Source organism: Xanthobacter wiegelii (assembly GCF_043193855.2).
GTDB classification, from domain to species: Bacteria; Pseudomonadota; Alphaproteobacteria; order Rhizobiales; family Xanthobacteraceae; genus Xanthobacter; species Xanthobacter flavus_A.
This window is the reverse complement of sequence record NZ_CM195529.1, coordinates 764990-780178: the sequence shown is the minus strand read 5'-3', so window position 1 is coordinate 780178 and position 15189 is coordinate 764990. Positions and strand designations below refer to the sequence as shown.

General features: G+C 68.9%; 14 protein-coding genes and 1 tRNA gene. 3 read left to right on the top strand and 12 right to left on the bottom strand.

Features of this window, described 5'->3' with window-relative positions:
• Position 1: 1 nt before the first annotated feature.
• From V5F63_RS03580 to V5F63_RS03560, 5 genes are all read right to left on the bottom strand, one after another.
• Positions 2-376 carry a hypothetical protein gene (locus V5F63_RS03580; protein WP_209487742.1) on the bottom strand — a complete coding sequence of 125 codons (375 nt, stop codon included), beginning with the start codon at positions 374-376 and terminating at the stop codon, positions 2-4.
• A 353-nt stretch (positions 377-729) separates the two neighbouring features.
• Positions 730-819: transfer RNA gene (locus tag V5F63_RS03575), tRNA-Ser, on the bottom strand.
• Positions 820-1186: 367 nt separating this feature from the next.
• Complete coding sequence (gene dapD / locus V5F63_RS03570) at positions 1187-2044, bottom strand: 2,3,4,5-tetrahydropyridine-2,6-dicarboxylate N-succinyltransferase (RefSeq protein ID WP_209487741.1); 858 nt, start codon at positions 2042-2044, stop codon at positions 1187-1189.
• A 57-nt stretch (positions 2045-2101) separates the two neighbouring features.
• A complete protein-coding gene (locus V5F63_RS03565) occupies positions 2102-3709 on the bottom strand; it encodes a peptide chain release factor 3 (protein WP_394101594.1) in 1608 nt (535 codons plus the stop codon).
• 66 nt (positions 3710-3775) lie between these two features.
• Complete coding sequence (locus V5F63_RS03560; RefSeq protein WP_394101593.1) at positions 3776-4738, bottom strand: helix-turn-helix transcriptional regulator; 963 nt, start codon at positions 4736-4738, stop codon at positions 3776-3778.
• 87 nt (positions 4739-4825) lie between these two features.
• On the opposite strand from V5F63_RS03560, the gene V5F63_RS03555 reads away from it, so the two are divergent.
• Together V5F63_RS03555 and V5F63_RS03550 are read left to right on the top strand one after the other, a co-directional pair.
• On the top strand, positions 4826-5485 hold the full coding sequence (locus V5F63_RS03555; RefSeq protein ID WP_394101592.1) for a glutathione S-transferase family protein: 660 nt from the start codon (positions 4826-4828) through the stop codon (positions 5483-5485).
• A gap of 143 nt (positions 5486-5628) precedes the next feature.
• A complete protein-coding gene (locus V5F63_RS03550; RefSeq protein ID WP_209487737.1) occupies positions 5629-6084 on the top strand; it encodes a hypothetical protein in 456 nt (151 codons plus the stop codon).
• A gap of 11 nt (positions 6085-6095) precedes the next feature.
• Here the strand turns inward: V5F63_RS03550 and V5F63_RS03545 are convergent, their stop codons facing one another.
• The 4 genes from V5F63_RS03545 to V5F63_RS03530 all read right to left on the bottom strand — a co-directional run bounded on the left by V5F63_RS03545 (position 6096) and on the right by V5F63_RS03530 (position 10998).
• Positions 6096-6695 carry a hypothetical protein gene (locus V5F63_RS03545; protein ID WP_394101591.1) on the bottom strand — a complete coding sequence of 200 codons (600 nt, stop codon included), beginning with the start codon at positions 6693-6695 and terminating at the stop codon, positions 6096-6098.
• Between the two features lie 228 nt (positions 6696-6923).
• The gene (fdxA, locus tag V5F63_RS03540) at positions 6924-7259 is read right to left on the bottom strand and encodes a ferredoxin FdxA (protein ID WP_024277374.1); all 336 of its coding nucleotides are present in this window, start codon (positions 7257-7259) and stop codon (positions 6924-6926) included.
• A 106-nt stretch (positions 7260-7365) separates the two neighbouring features.
• Positions 7366-7641: an RNA-binding S4 domain-containing protein gene (locus tag V5F63_RS03535; RefSeq protein ID WP_209487735.1), complete on the bottom strand. Its 276-nt coding sequence runs from the start codon at positions 7639-7641 to the stop codon at positions 7366-7368.
• A gap of 3 nt (positions 7642-7644) precedes the next feature.
• Positions 7645-10998 (bottom strand): helicase-related protein, encoded by a 3354-nt coding sequence (locus V5F63_RS03530; RefSeq protein WP_394101590.1) that lies wholly within the window; start codon positions 10996-10998, stop codon positions 7645-7647.
• Positions 10999-11427: 429 nt separating this feature from the next.
• Here V5F63_RS03530 and V5F63_RS03525 point away from each other — a divergent pair, with 429 nt between their 5' ends.
• Positions 11428-12291 (top strand): creatininase family protein, encoded by an 864-nt coding sequence (locus tag V5F63_RS03525; RefSeq protein WP_394101589.1) that lies wholly within the window; start codon positions 11428-11430, stop codon positions 12289-12291.
• 204 nt (positions 12292-12495) lie between these two features.
• On the opposite strand, the gene V5F63_RS03520 is transcribed toward V5F63_RS03525, so the two are convergent.
• The 3 genes from V5F63_RS03520 to V5F63_RS03510 are packed head-to-tail and all read right to left on the bottom strand — an operon-like array spanning position 12496 to position 15184.
• A complete protein-coding gene (locus V5F63_RS03520) occupies positions 12496-13113 on the bottom strand; it encodes an NUDIX domain-containing protein (protein ID WP_394101588.1) in 618 nt (205 codons plus the stop codon).
• A gap of 5 nt (positions 13114-13118) precedes the next feature.
• Complete coding sequence (locus V5F63_RS03515) at positions 13119-14753, bottom strand: ABC transporter ATP-binding protein (protein WP_394101587.1); 1635 nt, start codon at positions 14751-14753, stop codon at positions 13119-13121.
• Positions 14750-15184 carry a type II toxin-antitoxin system VapC family toxin gene (locus tag V5F63_RS03510; protein ID WP_394101586.1) on the bottom strand — a complete coding sequence of 145 codons (435 nt, stop codon included), beginning with the start codon at positions 15182-15184 and terminating at the stop codon, positions 14750-14752. Before V5F63_RS03510 ends, V5F63_RS03515 begins: the two co-directional genes overlap by 4 nt.
• Between the last annotated feature and the right edge of the window lie 5 nt (positions 15185-15189).

The window sequence follows — 15189 nt, the reverse complement described above, 5'->3', positions numbered from 1 at the left end:
ATCAAGAGAAGTCGAAGAAGTCAGCAAGGATCCTCACGTTCCCCGGCTCCGCACGATGCCCACTGCGGCGAGAATCTATCGTGACGACTTCGACATCGAGCGCCCGCAAACCATCGACCTCCGCGACGCTAAGATGGCTGTTGTTGGTGCCGGCCTGGTCAGGATCAATACACACCACTCTGATCCGCTCCGGCAAGAACGCTTTTTGCAAGCCCCTACATGTATCAACGATACCCGGCATATTGTTCGCGGCCTTGGGCTGTACAGCACTCACATAGTTGATGCGCCAGAAGTTCGACCGTCGCGCCGCGTCACAGGCTTCGTCAATTTTGGAATGGAAGTCCGCCGGCGTCTCCATCGCTTCATGAGGCGACATAACGCGTCCTGCGATGCATCGCTCACGAGAGAGGGGCCTGATAGGCAATCGGCCCGACGTTGGGACTGTGCCCCCTAGCCTCCTATCGCTGAACATCTCGCGGATAAGGCGACTCTTGCCGGCATTTCTGTCGCCACAAACGAGGAGGAGGCGCTCGAGGTGCGCCCGTGTGCGATTCGCCTGTTCGATTTGCACCTCCCCGAATTCCCGCCCATTCTGCATGATCCCGGTCAAAACCGCCTTAGTCCACCACGGACCACCACGACCTAACGCACGTGCTAGGGCAGATGCTGGGGCACGATTTCGTGCCACATCAAATATCGCTTTATTTTCAGATGATTAGTTGTTGAAACTGGCGGAGAGAGAGGGATTCGAACCCTCGATACGGTTTCCCGTATACACGCGTTCCAGGCGTGCGCCTTCAACCACTCGGCCACCTCTCCAGCCGCATGCGACAGGCGCACGCAGAACTTTACTCAAAGACCACCGACGATGGCGGTCTATGCAGGAGATGACGATCCTGCTCCGGGCTGGTTGAAGGCCCGCAATTCCGTCGCCCCTGTTTCCAGCCATCGCCGCAGGGGCGGGGCCGGGTCTCGCCGGTCGTCTCCAAGATGGCTCTGGGAAGGGAGCGGGCCGCGAGGGCGTCGCATCCGGGCGAGGCGGCGGAATATAGCGGCTCGGCCTTGGTTGGCAAGCCGGAATCTCCGCCTTGCCAACAGGTCGCATCCGTCGCGCCACGGCCCCGGCGTGCCGCCGGGAAAATCCCTTGGCGGCACATCTTCCGGGCCCTCCCGAACCGGCGCGATCTCAGTCGCGCAGGAGGTCGTTGATGGAGGTCTTGGAGCGGGTCTGCGCGTCCACCCGCTTCACGATCACCGCGCAATAGAGCGAGGGGCCGGGGGTGCCGTCGGGCAGCGGCTTGCCGGGGAGCGCGCCGGGCACCACCACCGAATAGGCCGGCACCTCGCCGATGAATATCTCGCCGGTCTGCCGGTCGATGATCTTGGTGGAGGCGGAGATGAACACGCCCATGGAGAGCACGGAGCCGCGGCGCACCACCACGCCTTCCACCACCTCGGAACGCGCGCCGATGAAGCAGTCGTCCTCGATGATGACCGGGCCGGCCTGGAGCGGCTCCAGCACGCCGCCGATGCCGACGCCGCCGGAGAGATGCACGTTCTTGCCGATCTGCGCGCAGGAGCCCACGGTGGCCCACGTGTCCACCATGGTGCCCTCGCCCACATGAGCGCCGAGGTTCACGAAGGAGGGCATCAGCACCACGTTCGGCGCGATGAAGGCGGAGCGGCGCACCACGGCGCCGGGCACGGCACGGAAGCCGGCGGCGCGGAACTCGGCCTCGCCCCAGTTCAGGAACTTGGAGGGCACCTTGTCCCACCAATGGGCGCCGCCGGGGCCGCCGGGGATGGCTTCCATGTCGTTGAGGCGGAAGGAGAGCAGCACCGCCTTCTTGAGCCACTGGTTCACCGTCCATTGGCCGTTGGCGCCCTGCTCGGCCACGCGGGCGGCGCCGCTGTCCAGCAGCGTCAATGCCTCGTTCACCGCGTCGCGCACGGCGCCGGTGGTCGAGAAGCCGATCTCGGCGCGCTTTTCGAAGGCGTCGTCGATGGTGGCGGCAAGGGCGGACAGGCGGGCGGCGTCGGTCATGTCATCCTCCGGACGGGCAGCGTCGTTACGCGCCCTCTGATCGTTACGGGAAAGGGGTCAGCCGCGTTCCTTGACGGCCACGAACTTGAGCTTGGGCCATTCCTCGATGGCGCGGTCCAGCACCCACTGGCTGCGGGCGAGATAGACCGGCGCCTCGTCGCGGTCGCGCGCGGTGGAGGAGCGGTTGGTCTCCAGGAAGCGGTCCACCTCGGCCCGCTCGCCGACGATCCAGCGGGCGGTGACGAAGGAGGTGGTCTCGTAGCGGATCGGCACGCCGTATTCCTTCTCGAGGCGCGCGGCGAGCACGTCGAGCTGGAGGGTGCCGACCACGCCGACGATGGGGGCGGGATCATTGACCAGCCGCAGCACCTGCACCACGCCCTCTTCCGCCATGTCCTGCAGCGCCTTCTGCAGCTGCTTGGCCTTCATGGGATCGGAGAGCAGCACGCGGCGCAGGATTTCCGGGGCGAAGTCCGGCAGGCCCTCGAACCGGATGCTCTCGCCCTCGGAGAGGGTGTCGCCCACGCGCAGCATGCCGTGGTTGGGAATGCCGATGATGTCGCCGGCCACCGCCTCGTCCACCGTCTCGCGCTCCTGGGCGAAGAAGAAGATGGGGTTGGCGATGGCCATGTTGCGCTTCTCGCGCGGGTTGAACAGCTTCATGCCGCGCTTGAAGCGGCCGGAGCACAGGCGCACGAAGGCCACGCGGTCCCGGTGGTTCGGGTCCATGTTGGCCTGCACCTTGAAGACGAAGCCGGAGACGAGATCCTCCGCCGGCTCCACGGTGCGGTCGCCGGCGGCGGTGCGTGGCAGCGGGCTCGGGCCGACCGCGCCCAAGCCGAACAGCAGTTCGGCCACCCCCGCCTCCTTCAGCGCCGAGCCGAAGAAGACCGGCGAGAGATGGCCCTCGCGGAAGGCGGCAAGATCGAACGGCGGCAGCACGCCCAGCGCCAGCGTCAGGCTCTCCACCGCCTCGTTGAGGATGCGCTCCTCCACGCCGTCGAGACCGATGAGGTCTTCGGGTTCGTTAAATGGCACCTCGCGCACCAGCGGACCGCCGCGCTCGGTGGCGAGCAGCGCGCGCTTGTTGGCGATGTCGATGAGGCCGCGGAAATCCACGCCCATGCCGATGGGCCAGGTGAGCGGGGTGAGGTCCAGCGCGAGAGTGGAGGACACCTCGTCCATCAGCGCGATGGGGTCGAGGCTTTCCCGGTCCACCTTGTTCACGAAGGTGAAGATGGGGATGTCGCGCAGGCGGCAGACCTCGAACAATTTGCGGGTCTGGCTCTCGATGCCCTTGGCGGCGTCGATCACCATCACCGCCGCGTCCACCGCCGAGAGGGTGCGGTAGGTGTCTTCCGAGAAGTCCGAGTGGCCGGGCGTGTCGAGCAGGTTGAAGACGATGCCGTCGCGCTCGAACGTCATCACCGAGGAGGTGACGGAAATGCCGCGCTGCTGCTCGATCTCCATCCAGTCCGACCGCGTGCGGCGGCGCTCGCCGCGCGCCTTCACGTGGCCGGCCATGCGGATGGCGCCGGAGGCCAGCAGCAGCTTTTCCGTGAGCGTGGTCTTGCCGGCGTCCGGATGGGAGATGATGGCGAAGGTGCGCCGGCGGGCAAAATCGGGCAGGTCCGCGAGGGCGGCGTTGGGGGTCTGGTCGAGCATGGGCGCCTTATAAGGGCAAATCGCGCGCCATGAAATGGCGGGATTGGCCCCCGAAGCCGACGGGTTTCAAGGCGCGTAGAGCCGCCCCATGCGCTCCAGCGTCTCCTGCACCCGCGCCCGCAGCTCCGGCGGCTCCAGCACCTCCGCCTCGGGGCCGAAGCGCATCAGATCGCTGGTCGCCTCCCAGAGCGCGCCCACGCGCAGCGTGACGACCCTGTAGCCATCAGCATCCGGCGCGCCCGCCTCCATCCCCGCCCGCGAGACGGCGGAGGTGACATGCTCCAGCATCCGCTGGCCGAGGGGCGAGAGGCGCACCGTCGCGCGGTTGGGATACATCTCCGCCTCCAGCCGCCGCGCGCTCGCCGCCCAGAAGGTGGCGAGGTCGAAGCCGGGCGGCGGCTCGAACCGCTCGGCCAGCGCCTCCAGCTCCCGGATGCGGCTGATGCGATAGGTCCGCACGCTGGCCTCCACCGCGCCGACGAGGTACCAGGCGCCGCTTTTCAGCACGAGGCCAAGCGGCGCGACCCGCCGGCGCTTCTCCGCCCGCCACGACTGGTAGCGGATCTCGATGAGGTGCTGCTCCCACGCCGCCGCCGCGACGGACTGGAGGAAGGGCGGCTCCTCCGCCTCATGGAACCAGCCCGGCGCATCGAGATGGAAGCGCGCGCGCATCCGGGCGGCGGCGCTGCGCAGGTTGGCCGGCAGGCCGGCCGTCACCTTGGTCTGCGCCGCCGCGAGCACCGCGCCGAGGCCCAGCGCGGCGGCCGCGTCGCCGAGACCCGAGAGGAACAGCGCCTGCGCCTCCTGCGCGGAGAGGCCGTTCAGCCGGGTGCGGTAGCCCTCCAGCAGCCGGTAGCCGCCGCCGGCCCCGCGCTCGGCATAGACGGGCACGCCCGCCGCGCTTAGGGCATCGATGTCGCGATAGATGGTGCGCAGCGAGACCTCGCATTCCTCCGCGAGGGCCTGGGCGGTGACCGCGCCGCGGGCCTGGAGGACCATGAGAATGGAGAGGAGGCGGCTGGCGCGCATGGGGATAGAGCTATCAAACCTGACAGAAGGTGTCAGCCTCGGCCGTTTAGAGGTGTGGCGTCACCCCTCCCGACGACAGGAGATCTCATGACCGCCGACGACACCATCACCCTGTTCCACGCACCCCACACCCGCTCCTCCTGCGCGCTGACACTGATCGAGGAGCTGGGGGCGCCCTATCGCCTCCATGTGCTGAACATGAAGGCGGGCGAGCAGCGCCAGCCGGCCTATCTCGCCGTGAACCCCATGGGGAAGGTGCCCGCCATCCTGCACCGGGGCGAACTCGTGACCGAGCAGGTGGCGATCTTCATCCATCTCGCCGATGCCTTCCCCGAAGCCGGCCTCGCGCCTGGCCTGGGTGCGCCGGGGCGTGGCCCCTATCTGCGCTGGCTTGCCTATTACGGCGCCTGCTTCGAGCCCGCCCTCACCGACCGCGCGCTGAAGCGCGAGCCCGCCGCGCCCGCCATGTCGCCTTACGGCGACTACGACACCATGCTCGACACCGTGACGCGCGAGCTGGCGGCGAAGCCCTATCTTCTGGGCGACCGGTGCACGGCGGCCGACATTCTGTGGGGCAATGCCTTCAACTGGGGCGTGATGTTCAAGCTGGTGCCCGAGACGCCGGTGATCGCCGATTACGTCGCGCGCATCATTGGCCGGCCGTCGGCGCTGAAGGTGGCGGAGCTGGATGCGCGCCTCGCGGCCGAGCATCAGGCGGCGGTGGATGCCGCTGCGACCACCGGCTGAGCAGCGGGTCCGCGACAGGCGCTCCCCTCCCCTGCGAAAGCCCGGCTTTGCAAATGCCGCATTTCCCGCCAGAACTGGCGGCAAGAGCGTCGGCGCCGCATCCCGCGATGACGGTACCGGGCGATAAGCAGCGGGAGGCGCGCATGGTGTACAGGTCGGACCGCAGGCAACCCGAGGGGGCCGCGCGGCAGGCGCTCCGCCATACCCTCCGCAACACCGCCCTCGCCGGCCTGCTGCTCCTCGGTGGCGCCGCGCCGGCGCTGGCGCTGATGTCGCCGCAGGTCTATGCGAGCGCCCGGGAGGGGGCGAAGAGCGTCATCGTGGTGGCGGTGGAGGGGGTGACCCTCACGCCGCGCGCCTTCGGCACCTGCGCGGTGGCGGGGACGGTGAAGGTGGTGGAGCGCGGCGAGGCCTACACGGTCGGCCAGAAGGTGACGCTCGACATTCCCTGCGCCAAGCCCAACGCGCTGCCGCCGCTGGGCGGCACCATCTATCAGGAGACCGACAGGCTGCAGGCCGCCAAATTCGGCCGCGCCTATCTCGACGCCGACGGCAAGCTGGTGCTCTCGCAATATTTCCAGCTGGAGGCGCTGCCCTGAGGGGGGTCCCGTCAGCTTTCCGTAACCCTGTAGAAATGCCCTGAAATCGGTTCAACGAACATTTCCATACGGCAAAGGTCCCTGTCTCCGCGCAGAAGCGGGCACGGGTCGCTCAGGACCGCGTCGGTTTCGTCGAAGATGATGCTCTCGAAAAGGGTTGCCGTCACGAACACGGAAAGGTCGCGGTTTTCCAGAACCAGCCGGGCAGGAGTGCTATCGGGGTGCCGAGCGCGCCATTCGGCGATGCGCGCTTCATAGGCGGGAAGGTTGACCTTGAACCTGACGTAGCGCGACGCGTCTCCAAGCGTCGGGACGCTGAGGACAGTCAGGGCCAGCATGCCGATGCCGAGAAGATGCGACACGGCCCTGCGCCAGCGCCCGGTCACCAGGAAGACCAGCGCCGCAATGCTGCCGTAGGCGAGGCCGCACGCCCCCAGAAGAAGCAGCAGGGGAAAAGCGAGCCCAAGGACCACGACAGCGCGCTCGGAGAATTCGCCGAAAAACACCGTCAGGGCCAGGAGCAGACACCAAGCCCCGCTCGGAGCCAGCGCCAACCACGCCCATCGGTCGCGACGGCCCGAGGGGTGTCCCGCCGCAGGAACCTGCTGCATGCCGGCTCGACCTCACTGCCCAATTGCATCCGGAGCGTGTATAGCTGGTCTCGACAATGTTGCCAGAGACCGCAGAACTGCGCCGGGCGCCTGTCGCGCCCAATGGCCCCTCTGGCGAACATCGGAGCGCGGGTCCGCCCCCATCCCTGCCGAAACCAGCGTGAGATTGCGCACACGGCGGCGAGCGCACATCCTGGGATCAGTCGCCCTGGCCGGGCAGATCTTGGCTCAGTCGCCCTGGCCGGGCTCCGGGGAGAACAGTTCTTCCTTGCCGGGCTTGCCGTCCCATTCCTTGGCGTCGGCGGGGGCGTCGCGCTTCAGGGTGATGTTGGGCCAGGTCTTGGCGTATTCGGCGTTGAGCGCGAGCCACTTCTCCAGCCCCGGCTCGGCATCCGGCTTGATGGCCTCGGCCGGGCATTCCGGCTCGCAGACGCCGCAGTCGATGCACTCGTCGGGGTGGATGACGAGCATGTTCTCGCCCTCGTAGAAACAGTCCACCGGGCACACGGACACGCAATCCATGTATTTGCAGCGGATGCAGTTCTCGGTGACGACGTAGGTCATGGGCAATCCCTTTCGAGGGGCTCGGGTAGCGCAGGCGCACGCGCCACGCAAGCGGCGGCAGGCCAAAGGCCGATAAAACTGGGCGCGCCGCAGTCCCTAAATCCCGTCACGCTTCTGTTATTTCCTCGAAAAGCGCGAGAGCGGATGTAGCATCTCCCCGGCGTTCCGCAAAGGCTGTCACCCGCAGCACCCGCACCTGCCGGTCGAGGGCGATGGTGAGCACCTGCCCCGCCCGCACCATGTGGCCGGGGCTGGTGACCCGTGCGCCATCGAGCCGCACATGGCCCGAACGGACGAGATCGGCGGCATCCTCGCGGGCGCGCACCACGCGGGCATGCCAGATCCAGCGGTCGAGCCTCTGCCGCTCCGCCGGATCGCTCACGGCTCAACCGCCCTTCTTCTCCGCCTCCAGCCGCGCCTTGAGGGCGGCGAGGGCGGCGAAGGGGCTGTCCGGGTCCGCCGGCTTCTCGCGGCGACGCTCCTGATGGGCGGGGCGGTTGTCCGCCCGCTGCTCGGGACGCGGGCCGCGATGGCCCTCGTTACGATGGCCCTCGTTCCTGTGCTCGCGATTGCCCTCGCCTTCGCGCGGGCCGCGGAAGGGACGGTCGCCGCGCGGCGGACGCGGGGCGCGCTCACCCTCGGGGGCACCGGCCTCAGCGGGCGCCTGCTCGGGACGGCGGTGGGGCGGACGGCCATCACGACGCTCGCCGCGTCCGCCACCCTTCTCGCCACCGCGCTCGCCGCGATCTCCGCCCGGACGATCGCCGAAGCGGCGGCCTTCGCCGGCCGGGCGCTCGCGACGCGGCGCGCCGGGCGGACGGCCGGGACGCCACACCTCGATCAGCTCGGGCTCGGCGGGAGCGGCCTCGGCGGCAGCACCTTCGGCAACGATTTCGGCCGCACCTTCCACCGCCTCGGGACCACCGGGGGCGGCAGGCGCCTCCACCTCGGCCGCGACTTCGGCGGCGGTGGGATCGCCGGACACCTCGACCGCCTCGGCGGCAGCCTCGGCCTCGGCCGCATCGGCGAGAACGACGTCGGCGGGGGTCTCTTCAGCGGGCGCGTCCTCGGCAGGCGCCTCGACAAGCGCCTCGTCCACCGATTCGGCCGGCTCGTCCGCAGGGGCCTCGGCCGGCGATTCCGCCGGGGCGTCGAACAGCAGGTCGGCCTCGATGGCGCCTTCCGGCAGCGGGGCGAGTTCCACGGGAGCCGCTTCCGGCGCGGCGGCGGGGGCCTCGGCCTCCGGCGGCGGCGGGGGGCGGCGCTCCATGCGATAGCCGAGCGACTTCAGGATGGAGGCGAAATCCTCCCCCGAGCAGCCGGCGAGCGAGGTCATGCCCACGGTCACGGTGAAGCCGCGCCCGTCCACCGCTCCGGCCGGCTTGGGGCCGGGGGAGTTGGGCCGCCACGCCAGCGCGGGGCGGATCAGGTCGGCGAGGCGCTCCAGAATGTCCACGCGCACCGCACGCTCGCCGCACACGCGGAAGCCGACGGCGCGGTAGAGCCCCTTCTGCACCTCGTGATCCACGGGGATGGAGGTGCGGCCGGAGGCGGCGAGGTGCGGCAGCTCGTCGAGGCCCTTCTGGGCGAGGCCGCCGTGCTTCAGCGCATAAAGCTCCGCCGCCAGCGCGCGCGGGGCGGGCTTCAGCAGCGCCGGCAGATAGATGTGATGGGCGCCGAAGCGCACGCCATAGCCGCGCAGGGTGGCGCGGGCGGCCTGATCCAGCCCCTTCACCTCGTCGGCGACGCGGGCGCGCTCCAGAACGCCGAGGCTCTCGACGATCTGGAAGGCGATGCCACGGGCGATGCCGGTGATGTCCTCGGCGGTGCCGAGCTTGGTGAGCGCGCCGAGCAGCTTCTCGATATGGGCGGCGATCCACAGCGTGAGGCGGGCTTCCACCTGGTCGCGGGCGGGGCCGGTGAGATGCTCGTCGGCGATGATCTTGAAGCGCGGCTTCAGCACCTCGTCGCCGGGGATGAGCTTGGCCACCGCCTCGCCCGTCCAGCGGATGGTGCCGTCGAAGGTGAGGACGAACGCCTCGTCCACCGCCTGCGACAGGCGCTGGGCGCGCTGCTCGATCTCGCCGGCCAGCGCCTGCTGGGCGGCTGCGCGCAATGCCTTGGCCTCCTCGCCACCGGCCGCGGCTGCGGGATCGGGGGCGAACTGGAAGCCGTGGAGGTGGCCGATGACGTGGCCTTCGACGGTAACGTCACCGGTCTTGCTGATTTCAGTTTCGAGCATCGTGTTCTCTCGCAGGCGCCGCATGAGCACGCTGGTCCGCCGATCCACGAAACGCTGAGCCAGCCTTTCGTGCAACGCATCCGACAGCTTGTCCTCGACCCCTCTCGTGACGCCTTGCCAGTGCTCCGGATCCCTGAGCCAGTCGGGCCGGTTCGCGACGAAGGTGAGGGTCCTCACCTGCGCAATCCGGTTCGACAACGTGTCGATGTCGCCTTCTGCGCGATCGGTCAAGGCGATTTGACGCGCGAACCAGTCATCGGGGATGCGGCCACCCCCCTTTATGTGCCCGAAAAGGGTGCCCACCAGCTCCGCATGGGCGCCCGGGGAGACCTTGCGATAGTCCGGCACCTGGCAGGCATCCCACAGCCGTTCCACGTCGGCGGCGCCGTCGAGACGGCCCGTCACCTCCATGTCCCGGCTCATGATTTCAAGCACCGCAACGTCATCGGCGGTGGGCGCGCGGGTCAGCCCCTCCTCCTTCGGCAGGCGCGAAAGGGAAGCGAGGAGCGCGGCGGGCGACTGGAAATCGGCGACGGCGTTGCGCCATTGCAACACCTTCGCGGTGTCGAACACATGCTCCTCCAGCCGGGAGACCAGTTCCTCCTCGAACGGTGGACAACGCCCCGTCGTGCCGAACGTGCCGTCCCGCGTCGCGCGGCCGGCACGGCCGGCGATCTGCGCCATCTCGGAGGCATTGAGCTTGCGATACTGCCAGCCGTCGAACTTGCGGTCCGAGGCGAAGGCCACGTGGTCCACGTCGAGGTTGAGACCCATGCCGATGGCATCGGTGGCGACGAGATAATCCACATCGCCGGACTGGTAGAGATCCACCTGCGCATTGCGGGTACGCGGCGAGAGGGCGCCCATCACCACCGCCGCCCCGCCGCGCTGGCGGCGGATGAACTCGGCGATGGAATAGACCTCGTCCGCCGAGAAGGCGACGATGGCCGAGCGGCGCGGCAGGCGGGAAATTTTCCGCTCGCCGGCGAAGGTGAGGGTGGAGAGGCGCGGCCGCACCACCACGTTCACCCCGGGAATGAGCTTTTCCACAAGCGGGCGCATGGTGGCCGAGCCCAGCAGCAGCGTCTCGTGCCGGCCGCGCCGGTTCAGGATGCGATCGGTGAAGACGTGGCCGCGATCGAGGTCCGTGGCGAGCTGGATCTCGTCGATGGCCACGAAGGCCACATCGAGATCACGCGGCATGGCCTCCACCGTGGAGACCCAGTAGCGGGCGTTCTCCCCATGGCGGCCCTTGGGCTTGATCTTCTCCTCGCCGGTGATGAGCGCGACCTTGTCCGCCCCCACCCGATCGACGATGCGCTGGTACACCTCGCGCGCGAGCAGGCGCAGCGGCAGGCCGATGATGCCGCTCTCATGGCCGAGCATGCGCTCGATGGCGAGGTGGGTCTTGCCCGTGTTGGTCGGGCCAAGGACCGCGCTCACCCCCCGCGCCCTCAGATTGCGCGGCAGCACGGCCCATCGGGTGACGTCGTCCATCGGCTCTGGCGCAATCCACGTAAAGGAGGGGTGTTCCTGTATCATATCGGGACGCGAGGGCGATGGCGAAAGGGGGCGCGCGGACATTCGCCGAACGGGAGGGGAGCGAATCAGTTTGCGGGCGGCGTTCGCGGGGTGTTCTCCGGCGGGGCGGGCTGAAGTCGTCCCCTCGCCCGTACCCGACGCTTCTCCCCTCTCCCCTCGAAGTCGGCTTCTGCCGACTTCGACCTGCACGATCCGAACTCGGCAACAGCCGAGTTCGGGCGGGAGAGGGGCCGGGGGTGAGGGGGCGCGCCGAGCCGAGGCGCCCCGATGCCGCGCCACACCCCTCACCCGTCTCGCGGCGGAGCCGCGATCCACCCTCTCCCGCAAGGGGAGAGGGGTAGCCCTTGGGCCGAGGCCCGCGTTGCCGCCCAGACCCTTGACATCATGCGGCTTTTCCTTCCCATGGAGGTAGGGTGGCGCGGCAGCACGCGCCGGGCGGCGTGGAGGCGGACGGTGTTTCTGAAATGGGCTGAACTTTCCTCACCGGCCCTCGCGGCACTGGACAAATCCCGCATGGTCGCCGTTCTGCCCGTCGCCGCCGTGGAGCAGCACGGCCCGCATCTGCCGCTGGGCACCGACCTGTTCATCGCCGAGGCCTATGTGGAGCGCATCGCCTTCATGGTGCCGCGCGAGGTGGATGCGGTGTTCCTGCCCGTGCAGGCCGTGGGCAAGTCCGACGAGCACATCTCCTTCGCCGGCACGCTGACGCTCTCGCCCGCCACCGCCATCGCCGCCTGGGTGGAGCTGGGCCGCAGCCTCGCCCGCGCCGGGGTGCGCCGCCTCGTGCTCATGAACACCCATGGCGGCAACGTGCCGGTGATCGATCTCGTGGCCCGCACCCTGCGGGTGGACCACAGGATGCTGGCCGTCACCTGCTCCATGCACCGCTTCGGCTATCCGGTGGGGCTGTTCTCCGATCACGAGCGGGCGCACGGCATCCATGGCGGGGAGATCGAGACCTCGCTGATGCTCGCGTTCCGCCCTGAACTGGTGGATATGAGCCACGCCGGGCCGTTCCCGCCCTATTCCATCGCCATGGAAACCGAGTTCCAGCGCCTGCGCGCCAACCACCCCGTCGGCTTCGGCTGGCTGGCCGAGGATCTCAGCCCCGACGGCGCCATGGGCGACGCCACCCATGCAACGGCCCTCAAGGGCGAGGCCGCCTACGAATACGGCTCCCGCGCCTTCGTGGAGCTGCTGAAGGACGTGGCGGCGTTCGATCTGGCGCGGCTGGAGCCGCATGCGTGAGGGGTAAGGACGGGGACGGCAGGCCAAAGCGCCTGCTCCCCATGTCACTGCGTCATCCCCCGGCTTGTCCGGGGGATCCACGGTTGGGCTGGATCCGGCTCTCGAACATGGCTCAGGCGACGCAGTGTATCGCCCGGACGAGCCGGGCGATGACGGCGGGAAGGGAGCGCTTTAGTAACCCGTCCCTGACGGCGCAAAATCGCCCTAGCCCCGCTCCGCCGCCGCGATCAGCTCCGGAAGCCGGGCGCGGTTGAGCGCCAGCCATTGCAGCGCCAGAATAAGAAATCCGTTGATGCAGCGCCCCGCGCCGATGGCGGCGAGGGCCTCGTCAACCGGCACGGCGAAGGGGCGGGTGGTCTCCGTCTCCGCCGCCGATCCCGCCCGCTCGGGCAGGCCGGACGCATCGAGGATGCCGAGGTAGAGCTGCGCCATCTCGTCCGTCACGCCGGGCGTGGGGGTGAAGGCGAGCATGGGCACGAGGGCGCGGGGCGCAACGCCCGCTTCCTCCACGCACTCCCGCCGGGCGGCGGCTTCCGGGTCTTCCCCCTTTTCCACCATGCCGGCGACGATCTCGATGAGATCGCCCTTGCCCCCCGCGAGGTGCGCCGAGAGGCGGAACTGGCGGATCAGCACCACGAGGTCGCGCTCCGGATCATAGCCCAGCACGCCCACCACCCGCCCGCCGCGCACGATGTCACGCACTTGGCGGTCGCTCGTGCCGTCCGCGTGGTGCAGGACGAGGTGGTAGCGCTCATAGGGGCGGAAGCCCTTGGCCAGAAGCTCCGGCCCGTCCACGTCCACACGGGCGGGACGATCCTCCATCACCGTCACTGGCGCACCACGCCGTGGCCGGCGGTGTCGAGGTTGAAGGCGGCGGCGAACAAAGCGCGGGTGTAGTCCTCCCGCGGATGCTCGAACACGTCGTGCGCCGGCCCCTCCTCCACCATCTTGCCGTTGCGCATGACGAGGATGCGGCTCGCCAGCGCGGACACCACGCGCAGATCGTGGGAGATGAACATGAAGGTGAGGTCGCGCTTCTTCTGAAGCGCGCGCAGGAGATCGACGATCTGCGCCTGCACGATCATGTCGAGCGCGCTCGTCGGCTCGTCCAGCACCACGAAGGAGGGCTCCAGCGCCATGGCGCGGGCAATCGAGATGCGCTGGCGCTGCCCGCCGGAAAATTCGTGCGGATAGCGGTGCCGCGTCTCGGGATCGAGCCCCACGTCGGCGAGGGCCGCGATCACCCGCGCCTCGCGCTCGTCGGCGGACAGCTTGCGCTGGTGGACGAGGAGCCCCTCCTCCACGATTTCCGCCACCGACATGCGCGGCGAGAGCGCGCCATAGGGGTCCTGGAACACGATCTGGAGGTCGGACCGCAGCGGCCGCATGGCCTTGAAGCTCAGTCCGTCGATGGGCTTGCCGAGGAAGGCGATGGGCCCGGAGCTGGAGATGAGCCGCAGCAGCGCGAGGCCGAGCGTGGTCTTGCCCGATCCGCTCTCCCCCACCACGCCCAGCGTCTCGCCCCGGCGGATGGCGACGGAGACCCCGTCCACCGCCTTCACGTGCCCGACCGTCTTGCGCAGGATGCCGCGCTTGATGGGGAAATAGACCTTGAGGTCGTTCGCTTCCACCACGATGGGCGCGTCGGGGGCGATGGGGGCCGGGTCCGGCTTCGGCTCGGCCTTGAGCAGCGCCTGCGTATAGGGGTGCTTGGGGTGGAGGAAGGTCGCCTCCGCCCCCCCCTGCTCCACGATCTCGCCCTTCTGCATCACGCACACCCGGTCCGCGATCTTGCGCACGATGCCGAGGTCATGGGTGATGAACAGCATGGCCATGCCGAGCCGCGCCTGAAGCTCCTTCAGAAGCTTCAGGATCTGCGCCTGCACGGTGACATCGAGCGCCGTGGTGGGCTCGTCGGCGATCAGCAGGTCCGGCTCGTTGGCGAGCGCCATGGCGATCATCACGCGCTGGCGCTGGCCGCCGGACAATTGGTGCGGAAAGGCGTTGAGCCGCTCCTCCGGCTGGGGGATGCCCACCTCGGCGAGCAGCTCCAGCGTGCGGGCGCGGGCGGCGTGGGCCGACATGCCGCGATGGAGGATCAGCATCTCCCCCACCTGCCGCTCGATGGAGTGGAGCGGGTTGAGCGAACTCATGGGCTCCTGGAACACCATGGTGATGTTGTTGCCCCGGATGCCCCGCAGCTCCCGCTCGGGGACGGTGAGCAGGTCGCGCCCCTTGAACAGGATCTCGCCCGAGGGGTGGCTCGCCGAGGGATAGGGCAGCAGCTTCAGCACCGACAGCGCCGTGACCGACTTGCCGGAGCCGGACTCGCCAACCAGTGCCAGCGTCTCGCCCTTGGCGAGGTCGAACGACACAGTCTTCACCGCCAGAGCCGGCGGCGCGCCATCGCCACGGCGGAAGGCGACGGAGAGGTCGCGGACGGAGAGGAGGGGTGTGGTCATTTGGGATTGACGATGTCGTCCACGGTGAAGGGAGAAAGAGGCAGTCGCGCCATGCCAGTCGGCACGGCGATCCGCTCGTCAGCAGAAACAAAGAACCCACAGCCCCCCAGTTGCGCCGTCGCGACATGGATCGCGTCCGGCAGCTTGAGGGAGGCGCGGCCGGCACGAAGCCGCGCGGCGGCGACCAGAACAGCCCGGTCGACCGGAAGCACATCGAAGCCGATGGAGGGCGCGATCATGCCCTGATAGGCTTCGACCACAGCGTCGGCTCCACGCTCCAGGGGTTTCACCAGCACCTCGGACAAGGTCAGTTCGCTGGTCACCCCCGCGAAATCCCCCGCCTCAAGTGAGGACAAAACCCACCAGGCATGATCGGACCGTGCGCCCGTCTGCTCCATGGCGGTGATGAAGACGTTCGTATCGAGATACACGCGAG

Coding starts and splice junctions, on each gene's coding strand:
- V5F63_RS03580 (WP_209487742.1), bottom strand. CDS start 376: ATGTCGCCTCATGAAGCGATGGAGACGCCGGCGGACTTCCATTCCAAA.
- dapD (WP_209487741.1), bottom strand. CDS start 2,044: ATGACCGACGCCGCCCGCCTGTCCGCCCTTGCCGCCACCATCGACGAC.
- V5F63_RS03565 (WP_394101594.1), bottom strand. CDS start 3,709: ATGCTCGACCAGACCCCCAACGCCGCCCTCGCGGACCTGCCCGATTTT.
- V5F63_RS03560 (WP_394101593.1), bottom strand. CDS start 4,738: ATGCGCGCCAGCCGCCTCCTCTCCATTCTCATGGTCCTCCAGGCCCGC.
- V5F63_RS03555 (WP_394101592.1), top strand. CDS start 4,826: ATGACCGCCGACGACACCATCACCCTGTTCCACGCACCCCACACCCGC.
- V5F63_RS03550 (WP_209487737.1), top strand. CDS start 5,629: ATGGTGTACAGGTCGGACCGCAGGCAACCCGAGGGGGCCGCGCGGCAG.
- V5F63_RS03545 (WP_394101591.1), bottom strand. CDS start 6,695: ATGCAGCAGGTTCCTGCGGCGGGACACCCCTCGGGCCGTCGCGACCGA.
- fdxA (WP_024277374.1), bottom strand. CDS start 7,259: ATGACCTACGTCGTCACCGAGAACTGCATCCGCTGCAAATACATGGAT.
- V5F63_RS03530 (WP_394101590.1), bottom strand. CDS start 10,998: ATGGACGACGTCACCCGATGGGCCGTGCTGCCGCGCAATCTGAGGGCG.
- V5F63_RS03525 (WP_394101589.1), top strand. CDS start 11,428: ATGCGGCTTTTCCTTCCCATGGAGGTAGGGTGGCGCGGCAGCACGCGC.
- V5F63_RS03520 (WP_394101588.1), bottom strand. CDS start 13,113: ATGGAGGATCGTCCCGCCCGTGTGGACGTGGACGGGCCGGAGCTTCTG.
- V5F63_RS03515 (WP_394101587.1), bottom strand. CDS start 14,753: ATGACCACACCCCTCCTCTCCGTCCGCGACCTCTCCGTCGCCTTCCGC.